18 protein-coding genes are annotated in these 18,475 nt (G+C 46.6%); 17 read left to right on the top strand and 1 reads right to left on the bottom strand.

Annotated features, from left to right (window positions below):
* Window positions 1–48: 48 nt before the first annotated feature.
* Entirely contained in the window at window positions 49–246 is a 198-nt protein-coding gene (locus H065_RS0113385; RefSeq protein ID WP_017813583.1) for a hypothetical protein, read from the bottom strand.
* Window positions 247–426: 180 nt separating this feature from the next.
* On the opposite strand from H065_RS0113385, the gene rpiA reads away from it, so the two are divergent.
* The 17 genes from rpiA to ggt all read left to right on the top strand — a co-directional run bounded on the left by rpiA (window position 427) and on the right by ggt (window position 18,403).
* Complete coding sequence (gene rpiA / locus H065_RS0113390; protein ID WP_017813584.1) at window positions 427–1,104, top strand: ribose-5-phosphate isomerase RpiA; 678 nt, start codon at window positions 427–429, stop codon at window positions 1,102–1,104.
* Window positions 1,105–1,466: 362 nt separating this feature from the next.
* Window positions 1,467–2,093: an FMN-dependent NADH-azoreductase gene (locus tag H065_RS0113395; protein ID WP_017813585.1), complete on the top strand. Its 627-nt coding sequence runs from the start codon at window positions 1,467–1,469 to the stop codon at window positions 2,091–2,093.
* Window positions 2,094–2,272: 179 nt separating this feature from the next.
* Complete coding sequence (locus H065_RS0113400) at window positions 2,273–2,755, top strand: MarR family winged helix-turn-helix transcriptional regulator (protein WP_017813586.1); 483 nt, start codon at window positions 2,273–2,275, stop codon at window positions 2,753–2,755.
* A gap of 112 nt (window positions 2,756–2,867) precedes the next feature.
* Window positions 2,868–3,299 carry a MarR family winged helix-turn-helix transcriptional regulator gene (locus H065_RS0113405; protein WP_017813587.1) on the top strand — a complete coding sequence of 144 codons (432 nt, stop codon included), beginning with the start codon at window positions 2,868–2,870 and terminating at the stop codon, window positions 3,297–3,299.
* A 51-nt stretch (window positions 3,300–3,350) separates the two neighbouring features.
* Window positions 3,351–4,526: an FAD-dependent oxidoreductase gene (locus tag H065_RS0113410; protein ID WP_017813588.1), complete on the top strand. Its 1,176-nt coding sequence runs from the start codon at window positions 3,351–3,353 to the stop codon at window positions 4,524–4,526.
* Between the two features lie 349 nt (window positions 4,527–4,875).
* Entirely contained in the window at window positions 4,876–5,181 is a 306-nt protein-coding gene (locus tag H065_RS0113415) for an antibiotic biosynthesis monooxygenase family protein (protein WP_017813589.1), read from the top strand.
* A 34-nt stretch (window positions 5,182–5,215) separates the two neighbouring features.
* A complete protein-coding gene (locus H065_RS0113420) occupies window positions 5,216–6,295 on the top strand; it encodes a cobalamin B12-binding domain-containing protein (RefSeq protein WP_017813590.1) in 1,080 nt (359 codons plus the stop codon).
* Window positions 6,296–6,325: 30 nt separating this feature from the next.
* On the top strand, window positions 6,326–8,065 hold the full coding sequence (locus H065_RS0113425) for an ATP-binding protein (RefSeq protein ID WP_081604130.1): 1,740 nt from the start codon (window positions 6,326–6,328) through the stop codon (window positions 8,063–8,065).
* Window positions 8,066–8,372: 307 nt separating this feature from the next.
* Window positions 8,373–9,128 (top strand): class I SAM-dependent methyltransferase, encoded by a 756-nt coding sequence (locus H065_RS25940; protein ID WP_017813592.1) that lies wholly within the window; start codon window positions 8,373–8,375, stop codon window positions 9,126–9,128.
* A gap of 41 nt (window positions 9,129–9,169) precedes the next feature.
* Entirely contained in the window at window positions 9,170–9,625 is a 456-nt protein-coding gene (locus H065_RS0113435; protein WP_017813593.1) for a GNAT family N-acetyltransferase, read from the top strand.
* 454 nt (window positions 9,626–10,079) lie between these two features.
* Window positions 10,080–11,672 (top strand): PucR family transcriptional regulator, encoded by a 1,593-nt coding sequence (locus H065_RS0113440; RefSeq protein ID WP_017813594.1) that lies wholly within the window; start codon window positions 10,080–10,082, stop codon window positions 11,670–11,672.
* Between the two features lie 271 nt (window positions 11,673–11,943).
* Window positions 11,944–12,459 carry a 2-oxo-4-hydroxy-4-carboxy-5-ureidoimidazoline decarboxylase gene (gene uraD, locus H065_RS0113445; protein WP_017813595.1) on the top strand — a complete coding sequence of 172 codons (516 nt, stop codon included), beginning with the start codon at window positions 11,944–11,946 and terminating at the stop codon, window positions 12,457–12,459.
* Window positions 12,456–12,815 carry a hydroxyisourate hydrolase gene (gene uraH, locus H065_RS0113450; protein WP_017813596.1) on the top strand — a complete coding sequence of 120 codons (360 nt, stop codon included), beginning with the start codon at window positions 12,456–12,458 and terminating at the stop codon, window positions 12,813–12,815. The genes uraD and uraH overlap by 4 nt, the downstream gene beginning before the upstream one ends.
* Window positions 12,816–12,912: 97 nt before the next feature.
* On the top strand, window positions 12,913–14,307 hold the full coding sequence (gene allB / locus H065_RS0113455) for an allantoinase AllB (RefSeq protein ID WP_017813597.1): 1,395 nt from the start codon (window positions 12,913–12,915) through the stop codon (window positions 14,305–14,307).
* Window positions 14,300–15,574: a M20 family metallo-hydrolase gene (locus H065_RS0113460; RefSeq protein ID WP_017813598.1), complete on the top strand. Its 1,275-nt coding sequence runs from the start codon at window positions 14,300–14,302 to the stop codon at window positions 15,572–15,574. Before allB ends, H065_RS0113460 begins: the two co-directional genes overlap by 8 nt.
* A complete protein-coding gene (locus H065_RS0113465) occupies window positions 15,561–16,814 on the top strand; it encodes a pyridoxal-phosphate-dependent aminotransferase family protein (RefSeq protein ID WP_017813599.1) in 1,254 nt (417 codons plus the stop codon). Before H065_RS0113460 ends, H065_RS0113465 begins: the two co-directional genes overlap by 14 nt.
* Window positions 16,814–18,403, top strand: coding sequence for a gamma-glutamyltransferase (ggt, locus tag H065_RS0113470; RefSeq protein WP_026136217.1), 1,590 nt, complete (start codon window positions 16,814–16,816; stop codon window positions 18,401–18,403). Before H065_RS0113465 ends, ggt begins: the two co-directional genes overlap by 1 nt.
* The last annotated feature ends 72 nt before the right edge of the window (window positions 18,404–18,475 follow it).

Raw genomic sequence — 18,475 nt, forward strand, 5'->3', positions numbered from 1 at the left:
GATTTTGTAATTCTGATTTACTTGGGCTAAAATGTACCATAGAGCAAATCAGGTATGGTATTTGCCCTGAGGCGGGTCAAGTACCCATTCCAGCATCGTGGTCATATCATCAATTCTTGCCAGTTGTTCATTCAGGGAAGTGTACGCCGCAGCTTCCGGCGTGAGTGTGGAGAGTCGGGCTTGCAGATTTCTTTTTTGCGTGTTCAATTCGCCTAGCTTGGATTTAATCTGATCTTCGGTTCGCATATGAGTGGCTCCTTTGAGTTGTGAATCGGCAGGATTGGACTGTGTATATTCACCAGTCCCTAGTATAGTTCAAATGATCCATGAAATCCATGGATGAGCTGACTACATTTGCAGATAAATGCAGGATGACTACGAAAATGGACGATTATACAAATTTGAGTGATGGAGTGAAACGTTAACATGAATATCAAGCAGCTGGCTGCAGAGAAAGCAGTCGATTGGGTAGAAGACGGTATGATGGTTGGACTGGGTACCGGTTCAACTGCAGTGTACGCTATTCGCAAACTTGGAGAACGTGTACAGCAGGGCTTACATATCAAAGCGGTTGCCACATCGGTCGAATCAGAAAAATTGGCAAAAGAGATGTCTATCCCTATTATTCCTTTCGCTGAAGTAGGACAGATAGATCTGACGATTGACGGTGCCGACGAAATAGATCCGGATCTGAATCTGATCAAAGGTGGCGGTGGAGCACTGTTGCGCGAGAAGATTGTTGCAGCCCGCAGTCGCCAGGTTATGATCGTAGCCGGAGATAACAAAGTGGTCAAACGTCTGGGTGCTTTCCCGCTGCCGGTAGAGGTCGTTACTTTTGCCCATGAGTGGACCATCGAAAAGCTGGCAAGTCTGGGCTGCACACCGGTACTACGCAAAACAGAATCCGGTGAAGTGTTTATCACGGACAACGGCAACTATACAATAGACTGTCATTTCAAAGAAATTCTGAATCCGGCGCGTATGCATCGACAATTGAACGATATTCCCGGCGTTGTCGATAATGGGCTGTTTATCAACATGGCCAGTACGGCAGTAATTGCCTACAATAGTGGAACGATTGAAATTTTGCGTGCAGGCAAATAAGTAAAGTACCGGATATACACATTGTATATCGGATATTTATACATTTTTTGTAATGAAAAGTAACGTAATGGCACCAACAATATTTTAAAATCAAAAAACACCTTATAGTCTGCTGCGTGGTAACAGCTGATCGCAAGGTGTTTTTTGTTGGGTTAGGTTCGGAATATATCAATAGTTTCTTCTATATAGATTGATACTTCTCTCAACATGCATAGCTATCCCTCTCAACATCTCAATAATAGAGGAATAGAAAATATCTTAAAGTAGAAATTTATTGTTGACAAAACGTATTTTTTATACTATCTTTAAATTAAGATTTACTAATTAATAATTTCCCGTGAAATTGAAGGAGAGATATCAATATGTCCAAAGTATTATTCGTCAAAGCAAATAACCGTCCTGCCGATCAGGCAGTCAGCGTTCAACTGTATGAAGCATTCCTGAACAGCTACAAAGCAGCTCATCCACAGGATGAAGTGGAAGAACTGGATCTGTTTGCAGAAAACCCTCCTTACTACGATGCATTCGTACTGGGTGCCAACTTCAAAGCTTCCCAAGGTATGGAAGTGACTTCCGAAGAGCAGTCTGCTGTAGATCGCATCAACCGTTACATGAACCAGTTCCTTGCTGCTGAGAAAGTTGTTATTGCTTTCCCACTGTGGAACTTCACAGTTCCTGCTGTACTGCACACGTACTTTGACTACCTGTCCCAAGCTGGCAAAACATTCAAATATACTCCAGAAGGTCCTGTAGGACTGGCTGGCGGCAAAAAAGTAATGCTTCTGCATGCTAGTGGTGGCGTATACTCCGAAGGTCCAGGAGCAGACATCGAACTGGCTGTAAGATATGTAAGAACACTGCTCGGATTCTGGGGCATTACAGATGTAGAGAAATTTATTATCGAAGGTCATAACGCGTTCCCTGATCGTTCCCAGCAGATCGTTGCTGAAGGTCTGGAACAAGCTGCCGAGACTGCAAAAGGCTTCTAATTTTTAATAGAATAAAACTTAGGCAATAAGCAAGTGATATGCTAAAATAGGTAGCGTCTGTACAGTTGGTTCATACTCTTTATTTCATTAATAAAGAAGAACTCTTGCAGGCGCTCTTATATACTCATGGGGAGGGTACGACTGTGCCTGACCGTCTTCAGCAGAGAGGAGGAAGTATGATGGAAGCCGAAATGAACATTAATAATCCGAATAATAATGAGATGGATGAGAAAGAATCCCTTCATTTATTAATAGTATTATCCCGTACGTATCAGTCGATTATGACGCATATTCACCGTGATATTCAAAGTTATGGACTGAATCCTACTGAATTTGGGGTGCTGGATTTCCTGTATCATAGCGAGACATCCCAGCCACTGCAAAAGATCGGGGAAAAAGTACTGATCTCCAGCGGAAATATTACGTATGTGGTAGACAAACTGGAAAAGAAAAACATGTTGTGCCGCAGAGCCTGTGAGGAAGACCGCCGCGTTATTTTTGCGGAACTGACCCAGCAAGGCAGGGATTTCTTTGAAAGTATTTTTGCTGGTCACAAACAAGTGATTCAACATGCAATGGCCGGACTGGATCATGAGGAAAAGTTACAGGTGATTCCGCTTTTAAAAAAATTGGGCTTTGCAGCCGCTGGCAAAATAGTCTGATCGGTAGAATTTCTACCGGTTGGGCTTTTTTATTGGCTTTACAGTTAGAGTTCTAACTGTTATTATAATAAAACAATTAGAAATCTAACTATTTGGAAAGGAGTATAGGATTATGAAAGAAGAAATTCGAACGACCCCGTATACCGATCTGTTCCGTGAGATTGGTACAAAACTGAAACATACAGCAGATCTAAAACTGATGGAGCTGGGCTTGAATGCACAGCAAGGTCAGATCCTGGGATATATCTACGAACATCAGGATAAAGGTGTAATTCAAAAGGATCTGGCAGAGCAATTCAATCGTAGAGGAGCCAGCATTACCAGTATGCTGCAGGGACTGGAGAAAAAAGGGTATATCAGAAGAGTTATACCTGAGCATAATGAACGTCAAAAACAGCTATATGTAATGCCTCATGTTGCGCAATTATACGAAGAATTCATGGAAATGTTTTTGGAAGTTGAGCGGAGTATTACCCAGGCGCTAAGCGAAGAGGAAGCAGTAATGCTGCGTAAAATATTAACCAAGCTCAATCAAAATATGTAGACAGGTTTATTATGATCTCCCTTTTATTATATTCAGAAAAGAGGTAAACAAATGGGTACATCTTATTGGTCTGACAAGCGGGTAGCAATTATTGGAGCAGGACCTGGTGGAATGATGCTGTCTCTTATTCTTCAGCGTCATGGGATTTCTTCGGTTATTTATGAGCGTGAATTATCTTTGTCAGCCCGTCAGCAGGGTGGATCACTTGATATCCATCATGACTCTGGTCAGCGAGCGTTGCAGGAAGCTGGATTATATGAGCAATTTCAGGCATTGGCACGTTATGAAGGTGAAGACTTCCGTCTACTGGATAAAAAGGGACATATCTATTTAGATGAAATCGCTGATCCCGATCATCCAGGTACCCGCCCGGAGATCGATCGTGAAGCGTTATGCCGTCTGCTGCTGGATGCACTACCACCAGATACGATTCAATGGGGATATCGACTGGTTCAGACGGTCTCACTGGAAGACCGCACCTGGGAATTGGAATTTGAAAATGGCAAGAAAGCAAATGCCGATCTGGTCGTAGGAGCAGACGGGGCGTTCTCCCATATCCGCTCTTTATTAACAGATGCACAGCCGAAGTACAGCGGTATTAGTATGATCGAAATCTGGTTGAACGATGCTGTACATCAACACCCGGAGATTGCAGCCTTTAATCGGCAGGGCAAATTATTTGCATTGGGAGATCATCGTGGAATCATTGCCCAATTGAATGGGGATGGACGTATACGGGTATATCTCAGTTTTCGTGTAGAAAAAGAGTGGTTGGACCATTCAGGTATAACATTCGATCAGCCTCAACAGGCGAAGCAGCAGCTGCTTGCTTATTTTAAAGACTGGAGTATAGAACTTCAGCAGTATATTCGTTCTGCGGATGGAGAAATTCTGCCTCGAAGAATCTATATGCTACCTGTTGGTCTGGTGTGGGAATCGCGCACTGGTGTTACATTGATTGGTGATGCTGCGCATTTGATGTCTCCTTTTGCAGGAGAAGGAGTAAATATGGCTTTACGGGATGCAATGGAACTGGCTTTGTCCATCACTCGTCACAAAGATATGGACAAAGCGGTACAAGAGTATGAACATACCATGTATGCTTACTCTGCTGTGCTTGCCAGGGAATCGGATAATAATCTGAAGCTGTGCTTTGATGATCGTGCAGCAGAACGCTTGTATGAAGTGATGAATGGTTATCAGGAGCAAGAGAACTCTACGAATTAGTATTTTTGGATGCAAAGAAACTTCGAAAGTTCCGGCAAACTACTATATAAGTAAGAAAACAAAAGAATTACATTTTAACACAGTATGCGCTTGCTGCTGTGTTTTTTTGTTTATAGTTAGCAATCACTTATAAATCCCCCGTATACAGGGTGTTTTGGACTGTTTATATAGGACAGATAGTTAGCAGACGTAGCTAAATTGGTTGTATCGGAACTTGCTTAATTACGCAATCTATGGGAAAATTTCACTAATGACTACTAAATAGGGACCAACGCAGTTGCAGGCATTTAACTTGACGAGCCTATTAATATGGTATAAGCTCGTAATTCGCTTGGGGGGAGATCATTTCGTGTATATTGTGCAATCCATTGTCCAGGTGCCAGAACACAAAGCTGAAGAGCTGGTGGAGGTTTACCGTAACCGCAGCAGGTCAGTGGATCGGCAGCCGGGATTTGTATCTTTTCAACTTCTTCAGAGTGAGACTACACCGGGTGAATTGATCGTTCACATGTCCTGGGATACCAAAGAAAGTTATATGGCCTGGGTACAGGGTTCCGATTTCAAGCGTATACATGAACTGGAAAGCAATTATCCGGATCAGGAATTAACAGATATCAAGCCTTCTGTCAGACGTTATCTGGTACGTGCGGAGTAGTCCTCTTCACTGACAAGTCAGGAGGTGTCCGCAGATGGCCTTACAGGAAAAAGAAACAGCAGGACAACAATTAATTATAGAAGCAGATCGGCTTGCAGAACAGGTGACACGCATGCAGTACCTGAAGCAGCCAGATCTGTACCAGCGTTTTGGAGCCAAGGGTAGAGAGCGAACAAAACAGGATTCATTGTATAGCTTGAGTTATTTAGCAGAAAGCGTACTTATGAAGAGCCCTGCATTGTTCATAAACTATATCTCTTGGCTCAAATTACTTTTAAGCGGTTACCGGGTGACCGAGGAAGATCTGATCGTTAACCTGGTTGCGATCAAAAAGGTGCTGCTGGAGCATTTCGAACATCATGACAAGCCTCGGGTAGTGGATTACCTGGATATGGGCATTGACCATGTGAAGACAGCAGAACTTCAACAATCTTATATCGTAGTCAATTCCACTCTCGGAGCAGAAGCGGGAGAGTATCTGGAATATCTGTTGCAAGCAGACCGCAAACAAGCGTACACACTTATTATTACTCTGCTCGATCAGGGAATATCCATAAAAGATATTTATATTCATATTTTTCAAAAATCACAATATGAAATCGGACGGTTATGGCAAATTAGCCGGATAAATGTTGCACAGGAACATTACTGTACAGCAGCTACACAGAGTATCATCTCCAGGCTGTATCCATACTGGCTGCAAGCAAGTGGTTCCGGCAGACCTCGTCGTCTGGTGTCCGCTTGTGTCGGTACAGAGCAGCATGAGATTGGTATTCGGATGCTGACCGACTTTTTTGAAATGGACGGTTGGGATACGTATTATTTGGGTGCCAATGTTCCCGATCACAGTCTGATTCAATCCATAGCAGATTATAAAGCGGATATGGTGGCCATTTCGGTAACGATGACATTTCATGTTCATCTCGTTCACGAGCTGATTGAGAAGATTCGGGCTTCCGAAAAGACAGCGTATATCAAGATTATTGTTGGAGGGCTGCCTTTTAATATAGATCAGGGTCTCTGGAAACTGGTGGGAGCAGATGGTTATGCTCCGGATGCGAATAAAGCGATTCAATTGGCTGATACTCTGGTACCTGTGGCAGAACTCGGATAACCGGATCAGCCGGAATAAAGGGAAGGGAAGATGAATACAATGTCAAATGCAGAGCATGAAATCATGGTTTTGCGCAAAACGATTGAAGATCTTTCCCACCAGATTATCAATAGCAAACACCAGGAAGAACGGATTTTGTCTGAATTCTCGTCGATGAACAGTGAATTGGTCAATCTGCAGCGTCTATTGGCCAAAAGCAATGCCGAACTAACAGCAGCGCGAGAAGAAGCAGTGCATGCCAATCATGCACGAGCCCGCTTTCTGGCAATTATGACGCATGAGATACGTACACCGATGAACGGTGTGATCGGTATGGCAGATATTCTGCTATCTTCGGATTTGTCCGATGAACAGAAGCGCTCGGTTATGCTCATTCAGGAGTCGGCCGAACTTCTGCTGGGGATGATTAATAATATGCTGGATCTGTCCAAAATGGAAGCTGGCAAAATGCAATTGCAGGAGAGTACGGTTAATATGCGTCTGTTACTCGATCATATTATTCGTCTAATCGAACCAAAGGTAAGAGAGAACGAGAATACAATCTCTGCATTTATCGATTATCGGGTCGAAAGTGATCTGATCGGAGATGGCGGAAGAATTCGTCAGATTCTGCTAAATCTGCTCAGCAATGCGAATAAATTTACCAAAAACGGCAAAATTGAAATTAGCATACAATTGAAAGAAAATAGTGCAAATTCACAAGCCCTCCACATTGAGGTGTCTGATACAGGCATCGGTATTGCACCGGATCATCAAAAGAATCTATTCCAGCCCTATGCACAGGCAGATCGGCCGGAGCAGCAGGATGTGGAAGGAACCGGGCTGGGACTCTCCATTTGTAAGTCATTGGTAGAGTTAATGGAAGGAACAATTGATTTGAAAAGCGATAAAGGCAAAGGTTCTACGTTCTGGTTTGATATTCCGCTTAAGAAAAGTCCGAAAGAAGCCGAACTGCTGGTTCAAACAAGACCAACAAGAACCGAACAGCCAGGCCGCCAGGAAGAATCTGCAATGCCACCTCTGGCTATCGGACAGATTGAAAAACCGATTCTTATTGTAGAAGATAACCCGATTAACAGCCAGGTTATTCAGCTACAGCTGAAGAAGATGGGAATTACGAATGTGCATACAGCGAGTAATGGACAGGAAGCAGTGTCCATTTATCTCAGTCATAATTATCTGATGGTGCTAATGGACAATCGGATGCCAGTGATGGATGGATTTCAGGCGACACGTAAAATACGCGAATTGGAAGCAGCCGAGATGCGGGTTGCCATTCCGATTATTGCTCTCACAGCCAACACCAGCCAGGAAGATCGGCAGCGCTGTCTGGATGTAGGCATGGATGATATTCTAACCAAACCGGTGAATCTGGACAGCCTGACCCGTATTATGCATAAATGGCTGCCTGTCACGGTTACGGAGAAGATCCTGGATATGAGTGTGATTCAGGAAATTATAGAATTGAATGAAGCCGGAGATCCGGAAGTACTGCGTACATTGATTGAGATGTATCAGAGCGAGACGCCAAAGAAGCTGGAACGGTTGCGCACGCTTGCTGCAGCAGGTGACGCCGAAGCACTCGCAGATGCAGCGCATGAACTGAAATCAGGCAGCCTCAGTATTGGTATTAACCATCTGTCTCAGCTGCTATCCGAAATTGAGAAAAGATCCCGTCAGCAAGATATCCAGGAGATACCAGAGATGGTTGAGGCTTTGTTCCCTGCCTACGAAAAGGCAAAGCAAGAGCTGGAGCAGCTGGTGAATTAAGATGTCCATACTGATCATATAAAGTAGAGTCTGTTATGCATAATGCATACAGACTCTTTTTGGTATAGGCAAATTAGCAGGATCGAGAAATATTAATATAGCAACTGAATATTTTTCTTCTATATAGACGGGTATATCTATAGATTCAGCATCAACAACGGGCCATATGACTATCACTATGTAGGAAAATCCTTCGTTGTGGGTAATGGTACTTAAGTAAATGGAACGGGTGTTCATTGCAGGAGAATATACTGTGCTGCCCGTTTACCTGCAGGATCAAATTAGAGGAAAACAGGAGTGATAGATCATGTGTGCATCATTTGATACAGCAAGAGAATCAGAAGCTAAATACCATGAACAATTTTACAAGGAAAATGAGCTGTTCGAATCTGGCAGCTGGATATCCCAGCCTACCCCGCTCGTTATGGAGCTGCTGGAGCGTCTGCTTAAATATACTCCTGCCCCTCATGTGCTTGATCTGGCCTGTGGAGTAGGAAGGCATGCAATACCGGTAGCCCAGCAGCTTACGCAGGGCGGGCAGGTAACCGGGGTGGATCTGCTGGAAGATGCGATCGATCAGCTGAAGCAGTATGCTGCCAAGTATGAGGTAGAAGACCGGATTCAGGCCATTACCCATGATGTAGAGAATTATTCTATTGAGAAGGACAGCTGTGATTATATTATTGCAACAGGCTGTCTGGAGCATCTGTCTTCGGAAGAGTCATTCCGGCGGGTACTGGAGCATATGCAGGCAGGGACACGAATGGGCGGGATTCACTTTATTTCCATGACGTCTTCGGTGCAGCAGGTCGAGCAGGAGACGGATAAAGTCGAAGAAGGCAATATTGAGCTTAATCTGAGTACGGAACGTCTGCTGGAGATTCTGGATGAGAGCTATGCAGGATGGAATGTGCTTGCACGCAAGGCAGTAGCTCAGGCCATCGAGGAAAACAAGGACGACAAGGATATTGAACTCCGCGGTAACTGGGTGACCTATGCCGTTTGCCGGGAACCGGAAGAATCTAAGCCGGATGTGTTGCAGCAAGTCAAGTTGGAGGAGTAAGATAGTAAGGATGTGGATATGAGCAAACAGGAGGAACTATTGTGCTGGAATTAATTAATAAACGTCTGGATGAACCCGAACTGCGTGAGCTGTTATCCTATGCTGTTTTTCCGGATGAGGATGTACTGAACGCTGTTATTGAACAATATCGTACCGAACCCGAGCTCCGGCTGTACGGATACCTGGAAGAAGGCGTGTGGATTGGCGTGATCGGCTGTGCCCAGGATCAGGAAATGCCGGATGCCCTGCGAGTACGTCATATGGCTATTGCTCCGGATGAACGGGGACTGGGCTATGGACGCGGTATTATACTCAAGCTGCTGGCTATGGAAAAACCAGCGATGCTGATGGCTGATGCGGATGCCGAAGGTGCTGAATTTTACCGGAATATCGGTTTCTCCGTAATGAGTACGGGAGAGAATGCTTTTGGAGCAAAAGGAGCTTCCGAGCAATTCGTCTGTATTTTCCATGCTGAAGAGGAAGAGACAGAAGAGTAATTAAAGCGTCTCTTTTGCTAAGTACTACCAAAAAGATAGACAATTGAGTTTGGTTAAGCGTTCAGGTAGCTAACAAATGTACCTATGTATGAAAAACAGGATCAATAAGCCGAGTTTTATTTTGAGAGCTACAAAGAAATAATACAGGTGAAAGAAATATTATAAATAATGAATAAAAGCCTTTTGCGATGATAGTCTGTGTTCTTGTTAGAGAGCAGCTGTCTTATGCAAAAGGCTTTTTGTATGAAAAAGAGGGCTAGTTCCACTTATAGGCAGAAACCTCTTTACTTATAATTTATCCATATAGTACGCTTGCTGACTTCTATGTTATAATACTTGACAATATTCAAATGTATTAGCCGGAAAATGAATGGTTTAAGCAGCTATTCACAAAGGAAAAGTGAGATTTATCTATGGATAAGTAAATGATGTCAACTAAATGGGAGGTACTCGTATGCAATTGACTGTTAAAGAAGCGTTAGCGGTGTACCCTCTCTCAGAAGCGCGACTGGTTGCGGGTGCCGGCGGAACGTCGCGACTGATGAAGTCGGTGAATGTAATGGATGCACCGGATATCGCCGACTGGGTAAAAAGTGGAGAAATGCTGTTCACGACCGCTTTTTTGATGAAAGACAATCAGGACGAAGCAATCAAGCTCATGCGCAAGCTCAATGAACGTGGATGTGCAGGTATGGGGGTCAAACTGGGGCGCTTTTGGGACGTGATCCCGCAGATGATTATCGAGGAAGCAGATCGGCTGCAATTTCCGCTACTGGAGCTTCCTTTTGAATTTACCTTTTCGGATCAGATGAACGCACTGTTTCAGGTAGAGCATGAGCGCAGTACCAAACTGCTGCAGTCGGTGCTGTCCAAGCAAAAGCAGCTGATGCAATTTGCGCTTCATCAGGATTCTAATGTCAATGTATTCGCTGTGCTAGAAAATATTCTGAAATATCCGGTCGCTATTATCGGCTCGCGCGGACATGTACTGTATAACAGTGGCGAAGGAAGAGAAGATGGACTGCTGCAGGGCTGGCCATGGAAAGTAGCACTGACCCGGGTGAAATGGAATCAGGGCAGCTGTTACCGGGTGCCGATTATGCAGCGGGACGAGCATTATGGATTTCTGCTTGTATTTACCGATACTGCCATTCAGTTAAAAGAAGAAGAAGAATTGTTTCAGCAGGCTGCGGAAGTGCTGGCATTTCATATGGATACTACATACCGGGAACATATCAATCCAGGCATTCAGGACAAAATGCGTACACTGGTAGCTGAATATCTTGGTCGGCGCATTGCGCTGACTGATCTTGTTCAGGGTGCCGAGCGGCTGGGAGTGAATCTGTTTCCGGGGCCGTATCAGTGCGTGCTGACAACACTGGAACCACAGGCCTTTTTCTCCGAAAAACGACTGGCACAGATTCATCAGGAGTTGCAGTATAATCCGCTGATGCAATTATTTCCATCTCAGCATTTTCGTGTAGAAGAAGGAATTCTATCGATCTACGCCTGTCCGTCAGAGAGAGATTATGGAGAGGAATTGTCTGCCTTTCTCATGAACCGGTTCGAAGATATGGCGGGGCTGGCGAGCAGTGGAGGCAGTCCGCGTTTTTGGATCAGCAATATCAAGCTCAAGCCGGATTCTTTCCGGGAAGCTTATCAGGAAGCGACAGAGACACGCAAGCTGGCCAAGCGGTTCAGCATGGGGCATATGGCACTGCAATTCCATACAGTGGAGTTTGCCTATGTGTTCCAGCATGTGCCGGAGCAGATTATGGAGACATACTGCCACAAGGTATTGGAGCCGCTAATGATCCGGGATGGTGATCCCAATCAGGTACTGATGAATACACTGGAAGCTTTTGTAGAAAATGACGGTCTGATCAACGAAGCTGCAAGGCAGCTATATGTACATCGGAACACAGTCACTTACCGTATGGACAAAATCGGTAGCATGCTGCAGATGGACTTCAAAAAGACAAATGATTTGTTAAAACTGAAGATGGTATTTACTTTCCGCAAATTCCTAAAGCACAAATCTTCTTGAGCCCAATAATATGAGCGCATAGACAGTAATGAATGATGCCATAGATCTATCTCATTTTCCTGCCCCTATCCATAAGGAGAAATCCTTGGATAGGGGTCTTTGTTATACATGTCTATAGAAGATAATATGGCACAGATCACAAAACCAAACTATTGTGTTATGTTATATGACAAATAAAAAATAAATAAGTTGATATGTACGATAACCTTACGTAAAATGATAAAAATATATAATATTCCTGAATATAATAAACAAAATGAGGTTGATACTTATGAAGTCGGTAGAGCAGCCATGGAATGTCTGGACAAAGGAAGAATTTATACAGCAATTTGGCGGATTATATGAACACTCGGCCTGGGTAGCCGAGCAGGTGTGGGAGCACAAGCCATTTGCTGGCTTGCAGGAAATGCTGGATCGGATGAACGAAGTTGTTGAGGCTTCCGGTAGGGATAAGCAACTGGAATTGTTAAGACAGCACCCTGATCTGGGCAGCCGCATTCAAATGAGTGAACATTCACAATCCGAGCAGGCGGGCGCCGGACTGACCAATCTGTCAGCAGATCAGTATGAACGCCTATCGCGTGGGAACAGCGAATATATAGCAACGTACTCGTTTCCTTTTATCCTGGCGGTGAAAGGTAAAACAGCTGATCAGATTCTGGCTGCGCTAGAAGCACGGCTCGGTCAACCGGAGGATGAAGAGTTTGCCACTGCCTTGCAGCAGGTGCAGATTATTGTGGGACTACGGCTAAGAGAATGGGCAAGTCGCCATGGTGTGAGTGTATGAAAGGCAAAGTAACTACACATGTACTGGATCTGGGTAAAGGCGGTCCGGCAGCAAAGATGAAAGTAGAACTGTATGCTGAAGACCCTTCGATAGTACTGGCTGCAGGAGTAACGAATGAGGATGGGCGATTGGATGAGCCGCTGTTGTCCGAGACTGCTATGCAGGCGGGAATTTATCAATTGGTCTTTTATGCAGGTGATTATCTTCGTGATCAAGCAGAGCAGAGACAGGAGAACAAGATATTATCGCTGTGGGACCAAATTCCGATTCGGTTCACAATTACAGACGAACAGGGAAGCTATCATATTCCACTGCTGTTATCACCTGGTGGTTACAGCACTTATAGAGGTAGTTAATAGCAGAATGATTTGTATAAATGCACAGCTCCTATATGAAGGAAGTTCTATCTACAATATAAAGCAGTCCTGCATCCGCACAAAAGGGGGAAGGTTCATGCAGTCAAATACCTGGAACTGCATTATCAGAGGAGGACTTGTCGTGCTGCCGGATCGGGTCCAGCAGCTGGATATTGTTATCAAAGAAGGCAGAATAGAATCGCTGATGCCACCTCATACTGCATCAGAAGACATGCCGGTAATCAGCGCAGACGGACTGCATGTACTTCCAGGTGCTGTAGATATTCATGTTCATTTCAATGAGCCGGGACTTGGTGCCTGGGAGGGGTTCGAGACCGGATCGGCAGCTATGGCGGCAGGCGGTATTACTACTTATGTAGATATGCCACTGAACGGGGTACCGCCGACAGTAAAGCCAGAATATCTGACAATGAAAAAGCAGGCGGCCGAAGGACATTCTTATGTGGATTATGCACTCTGGGGTGGCTTGGTCGCAGGGAATATCGATCAGTTGGGAGAATTGGCAGCGGGCGGTATAGCCGGATTCAAGGCTTTTATGTCAGAGCCTGGTGGAGAAGGAGAAGATATCTTCACCCGTGCAGATGATAAGGCCTTATTGGAAGGAATGAAAGAAACCGCACGGCTCGGTCAGGTACTGGCGCTGCACGCAGAAGATGAACAGCTGGTCTCCATGCTGGCGGCAGAAGCTATACAACAAGGCCGAACCGGTGCGATAGATTACGCATATTCCCGCCCGGTAGAAGCGGAGATGCTGGCGGTGAAGAAGGCGCTATCCTATGCCCGCCAGAGCGGCTGCGCGTTGCATTTTGTACATATCAGCAGCCGTGAAGCCGTCGATATGATTACAGCAGCCAAAAGAGACGGAATAGATGTAACGATAGAGACATGTCCTCATTATCTGGTACTGACAGAAGAATCCATGCTCAATCAAGGCAGTCTTGTCAAATGTGCTCCTCCTCTTCGAAGCCATCAGCACCAAGAGCAGCTGTGGGAGGCTGTACGTGAGGGCCTGATCGATATAATCGCATCAGATCACTCTCCATGCCCACCAGAGATGAAGCAGTCGGATGACTTTTTCACAGTCTGGGGTGGAATATCAGGTGGACAGAGTACACTTCTGCTAATGCTGGAGCAGGGCTACCATCAGCGGGGGATTCCGCTGACACAGCTGATGCAGATGCTGGCAGCCCGTCCGGCTGAACGGTTGGGACTAAGTCATATCAAAGGCAGAATTGCCAAAGGAATGGATGCAGATCTGGTACTGGTCAATCTGACAGATCACTATGAACTTACTCCTGCCAAATTATATGACCGCCATAAGCAAAACCCCTATATCGGCTTTCCCTTTTCTTCTACCATTATACGCACACTGGTAAGGGGATATACGGTGTATGAGGATAGACAGGGCCTTATGCCAGAATGTTCAGGCCGTTTGATCGTCCGGCAGCCGGGAGGTATCGTTCATGGTTGAGCAGACCGCAACACTACTTGAACAGTATAGTGTCAGAATGCTTGATATGCTGGAATGGCTATCCCGGTATGGAGCGGATGAGCAGGGAGGGGTAACCCGGCTGTTATACACCAGAGAATGGATAGCTGCCCAGGAAGCTTTGTGTATTTATATGAAAGAACAGGGTTTGGAGGCCTTTTATGATCAGGCAGGTAATCTCACAGGCCGATTGAAGGGTACGAATCCAGAACTACTGCCGGTAATTACGGGATCCCATATCGATACCGTGATCTGCGGCGGGAAATATGATGGAGCTTATGGAGTCGTCGCTGGTATACTCGCGCTTGCCTACCTACAGCAGGTGCATGGGTCACCGGCACGAACGATCGATGTCATCTCGCTCTGTGAAGAAGAAGGAAGTCGTTTTCCTTTGACTTACTGGGGTTCAGGCAATATAGCCGGAAATTACAGTATGAACCGGATTCCGGAAGTGAAGGATCGAGAGGGTATAACTCTCGAAGAGGCTATGTCAGAAGCCGGATTTGGTCCGGATTCGCCGTACAGGTCATGTCTGCGCAGATGGGATCGATATATTGAACTGCATATTGAACAGGGATTTGTACTGGAGCGCAGTCAGCAGCAGATTGGAGTAGTGAACGGTATCGTCGGTCAGCGACGTATACGGGTGAGCGTAAATGGAGAGAGCAATCATGCAGGTACCACGCCAATGGGATGGCGCCGCGATTCACTGGCAGGTGCTGCAGAGATGATTAGTTATATCCGTCGTTCGGCACTGGAAATGGGTGATCCATTGGTGGCCACCGTAGGATCGCTTCAACCTTCACCAGGGGTATCCAATGTGATCGCCGGAGAGACGGTATTCACTCTGGATATTCGTCACATTGACCGGCAAGTGCTGAATGACTATACAGACAGAGTCCATCAGGAACTTCGGAAGATTGCCGGTCAGGAAGGGCTTGATATGTCCTGGGAGGAACATCTGAATATCGATCCGGTATTAATGCATCCGGCGATTATCAATGATTTGCAGCGAATAGGCGAGATGTCAGGGATTAGCTGCCGCCTTATGCCAAGCGGTGCCGGACATGATGCACAGGTTCTGGGCAGTCAGCGTCCAGCAGGGATGATCTTTGTACCCAGTCGGCAAGGGATCAGTCACAATCCGCTGGAATATACTGCTGCTGAAGATCTGATGCAGGGCTTCCGTATACTGACAGAATGGTTATACCAATATGCTTATCGAGGTGATCGTCATGAAACGTTATAAAGATCTTGCACCACCACCGCGTACGATTATGACACCTGGTCCTGTAGAAGTTGATCCGCGTGTGCTGCGGGCAATGTCCTACCCTATTCTGGGACAGTTTGATCCGGCTTTTACCGATCTGATGAATGAGACGATGGAGATGCTGCGTGAACTATTCGTTACCGGTAATCAATGGTGCTATCCGGTTGATGGAACTTCCCGCTCTGGTCTGGAAGCTGTGCTGGTCAGCCTGATCGAGCCGGGTGATCGCGTACTCGTACCGATCTATGGTCGATTTGGACATCTGCTTACCGAGATTGCCGAACGCTGCGGTGCAGAGGTGATCACGATTGAAGCAGAATGGGGAACTGTATTTGATCCCGAGCAGGTTATGGACGCGATTCGGCAGTATCGTCCTGGATTAGTGGCCATGGTGCATGGCGAGACATCGACAGGATGCATGCAGCCATTGCGAGAGATCGGTCATTATTGCCAGGAAATGGACGTATTGTTTGTAGTGGATGCAGTTGCTACGATTGGTGGCGTACCCGTCTATACGGATGAATGGCAGGTTGATGCTGTTATGGGTGGTACACAGAAGTGCCTGTCGGTACCGGCAGGTATGGCGCCACTCACCTATAATGACCGGGTAGAGCGCAAGCTATTGGCTCGCAAAAGTATCGAACGCGGTCTGAGCTCAGCTTCTGAATTCCAGCCGGCTGCTATATCGGGGCATAGCCGTATTGCCAGCAACTATCTGGATCTGGCCCAGCTGCAGGATTACTGGAGCCCGGCTCGGCTGAATCATCATACCGAGGCCACTTCCATGCTGTATGCTCTGCGGGAAGGGCTGCGGATTCTGCTGGAAGAAGGTCTGGAAGCTCGATTTGCCCGTCATGCGGAGAACGGAGCAGCTATTGTAGCTGGTGTACGCGGAATGGGGCTGCAGTTATTTGGTAATGATCAGGCCCGTCTGCCTGTCGTCACCTGTATTGAGATTCCGCCCGGCATTGATGGTGAGAGTGTACGCTCGATGCTGTTGGAGGATTTTGGTATCGAAATTGCCAGCTCATTCGGTCCGCTAAAAGGACGAATCTGGCGTATTGGCAGTATGGGCTACAGCAGCAGTCGCAAAAATGTACTGCATGTACTCGGAGCGCTGGAAGCGACACTGCTGCGGCATGGATTCAAGCTTCCAGCAGGCGAGGGTGTACAGGCAGCACTCGATGTCTATGCACGCAAGGAGGAAGTGACGTGCTGATGAATCTGATGCCGCGCTCACGCAAAGGAATGGTCGCTGCGCCCCATTATCTGGCCAGTCAGACCGGCGCCTATATCCTGCAATCCGGCGGCAATGCTATCGATGCAGCTGTCGCAGTCAGCGCGGTCTTGGGTGTAGTCTATCCGCATATGACCGGTCCCGGTGGGGATGCCTTTTTCCTGATTCATGACGGCAAGACGGGAGAGATTACTGCCTATAATGGCAGTGGACGTTCGGCAGCGGGTGCTATGCCGGAGTGGTATCTGGATAAGGGATACACATCGATTCCGCAGCGGGGTCCACTAGCGGCTGTAACTGTACCCGGTATGGTGGATGCCTGGGAGGCAGTCTGGCGCAGATATGGACGTCTGCCCTGGGCAGTAGTGATGGCGCCTGCTATCCGTTATGCTACGGAAGGATTCCCGGCTTCACCGAGCCTTGCTCGCTGGACTGTACGTGATCTGGAGTGGCTGCAAGCAGATCCATATCTACACCGAACTTTTCTCAAAGCAGGTCAGCCACTGGAGGAAGGAGATCTGGTCGTTCAGCCAGAGCTGGCCGACGCGCTGCAAGGGATTGCTGAGCAGGGTGGCGTCTATATGTACGCCGGTCTATTAGGACAGCAGATCGGACAAGCTGCAGAGTGTGATGGCAGCTTGCTGACTGCAGAAGACTTTGTAGCACATCAGGGGGAGTGGGTAGATCCTATTTCCACGACTTATCGGGATCACCATGTATACCAGCTGCCACCGAATACGCAGGGATTTTCACTGTTGATGATGCTCAATATGCTGGAGCAGACAGATTTGTCGACAGTCGCCCGTTTTTCACCAGAATTCTATCATTTGATGACCGAGACGATCAAAAAAGCGTTTCGTGATCGGGATCGTTATCTGACCGATCCGGGATTCCGGGATATTCCGCTGGATCGATTGCTGTCCAAATCATATGCACACAAGCTATGGAATGAAATGCAGTATCAGCCGCAGGCAGCAGATCATCTGTCGGCAGCGATGGGGCAGGATACAGCCTATGCAGCTGTAGTGGATGACGAAGGCAATGCCGTATCATTTATACAGAGCTTGTATTTTGATTTTGGTTCCGCTTATGTACCAGGCGGACATGGGGTGATTTTGCAAAATCGGGGTTCTTTTTTCTCACTGGATAATCGTTTGCCCAATGTACTGGAACCTCGCAAACGCACCTTTCATACGCTGATGCCCGGCATGGTCACCAAAAATGGCAAACCGTATCTTTTGCTGGGAACACAGGGTGGGGAAGGTCAACCGCAGACCCAGCTGTCTATCCTGACCGGCGTGATTGATTACAAGCTGAATATCCAGCAGGCTATTGCTCTGCCACGCTGGCTCTACGGGCGCACATGGGGAACGCTCAGCAATACACTCAAGATAGAGAATCGCTCGTATGAGGATATCTATTCCCGGCTGGAAGCCTATGGACATACGGTTGAGCCTGTAGGCGATTACGATGCACTCATGGGCGAGGCGCAGGGTATCCATATTAGCGAGCAGGGACTATTCAGTGGTGCTGCCGATCCTCGCAGTGATGGTATGGCGATCGGAATATAACAGAATACCTGTATACGGATCACATCACATCTATCTTCAATCATAAAGACATGATAAAGCAGATAACCATAC

The organism is Paenibacillus shenyangensis (assembly GCF_000346635.1).
Classification (GTDB): domain Bacteria; phylum Bacillota; class Bacilli; order Paenibacillales; family Paenibacillaceae; genus Saccharibacillus; species Saccharibacillus dauci.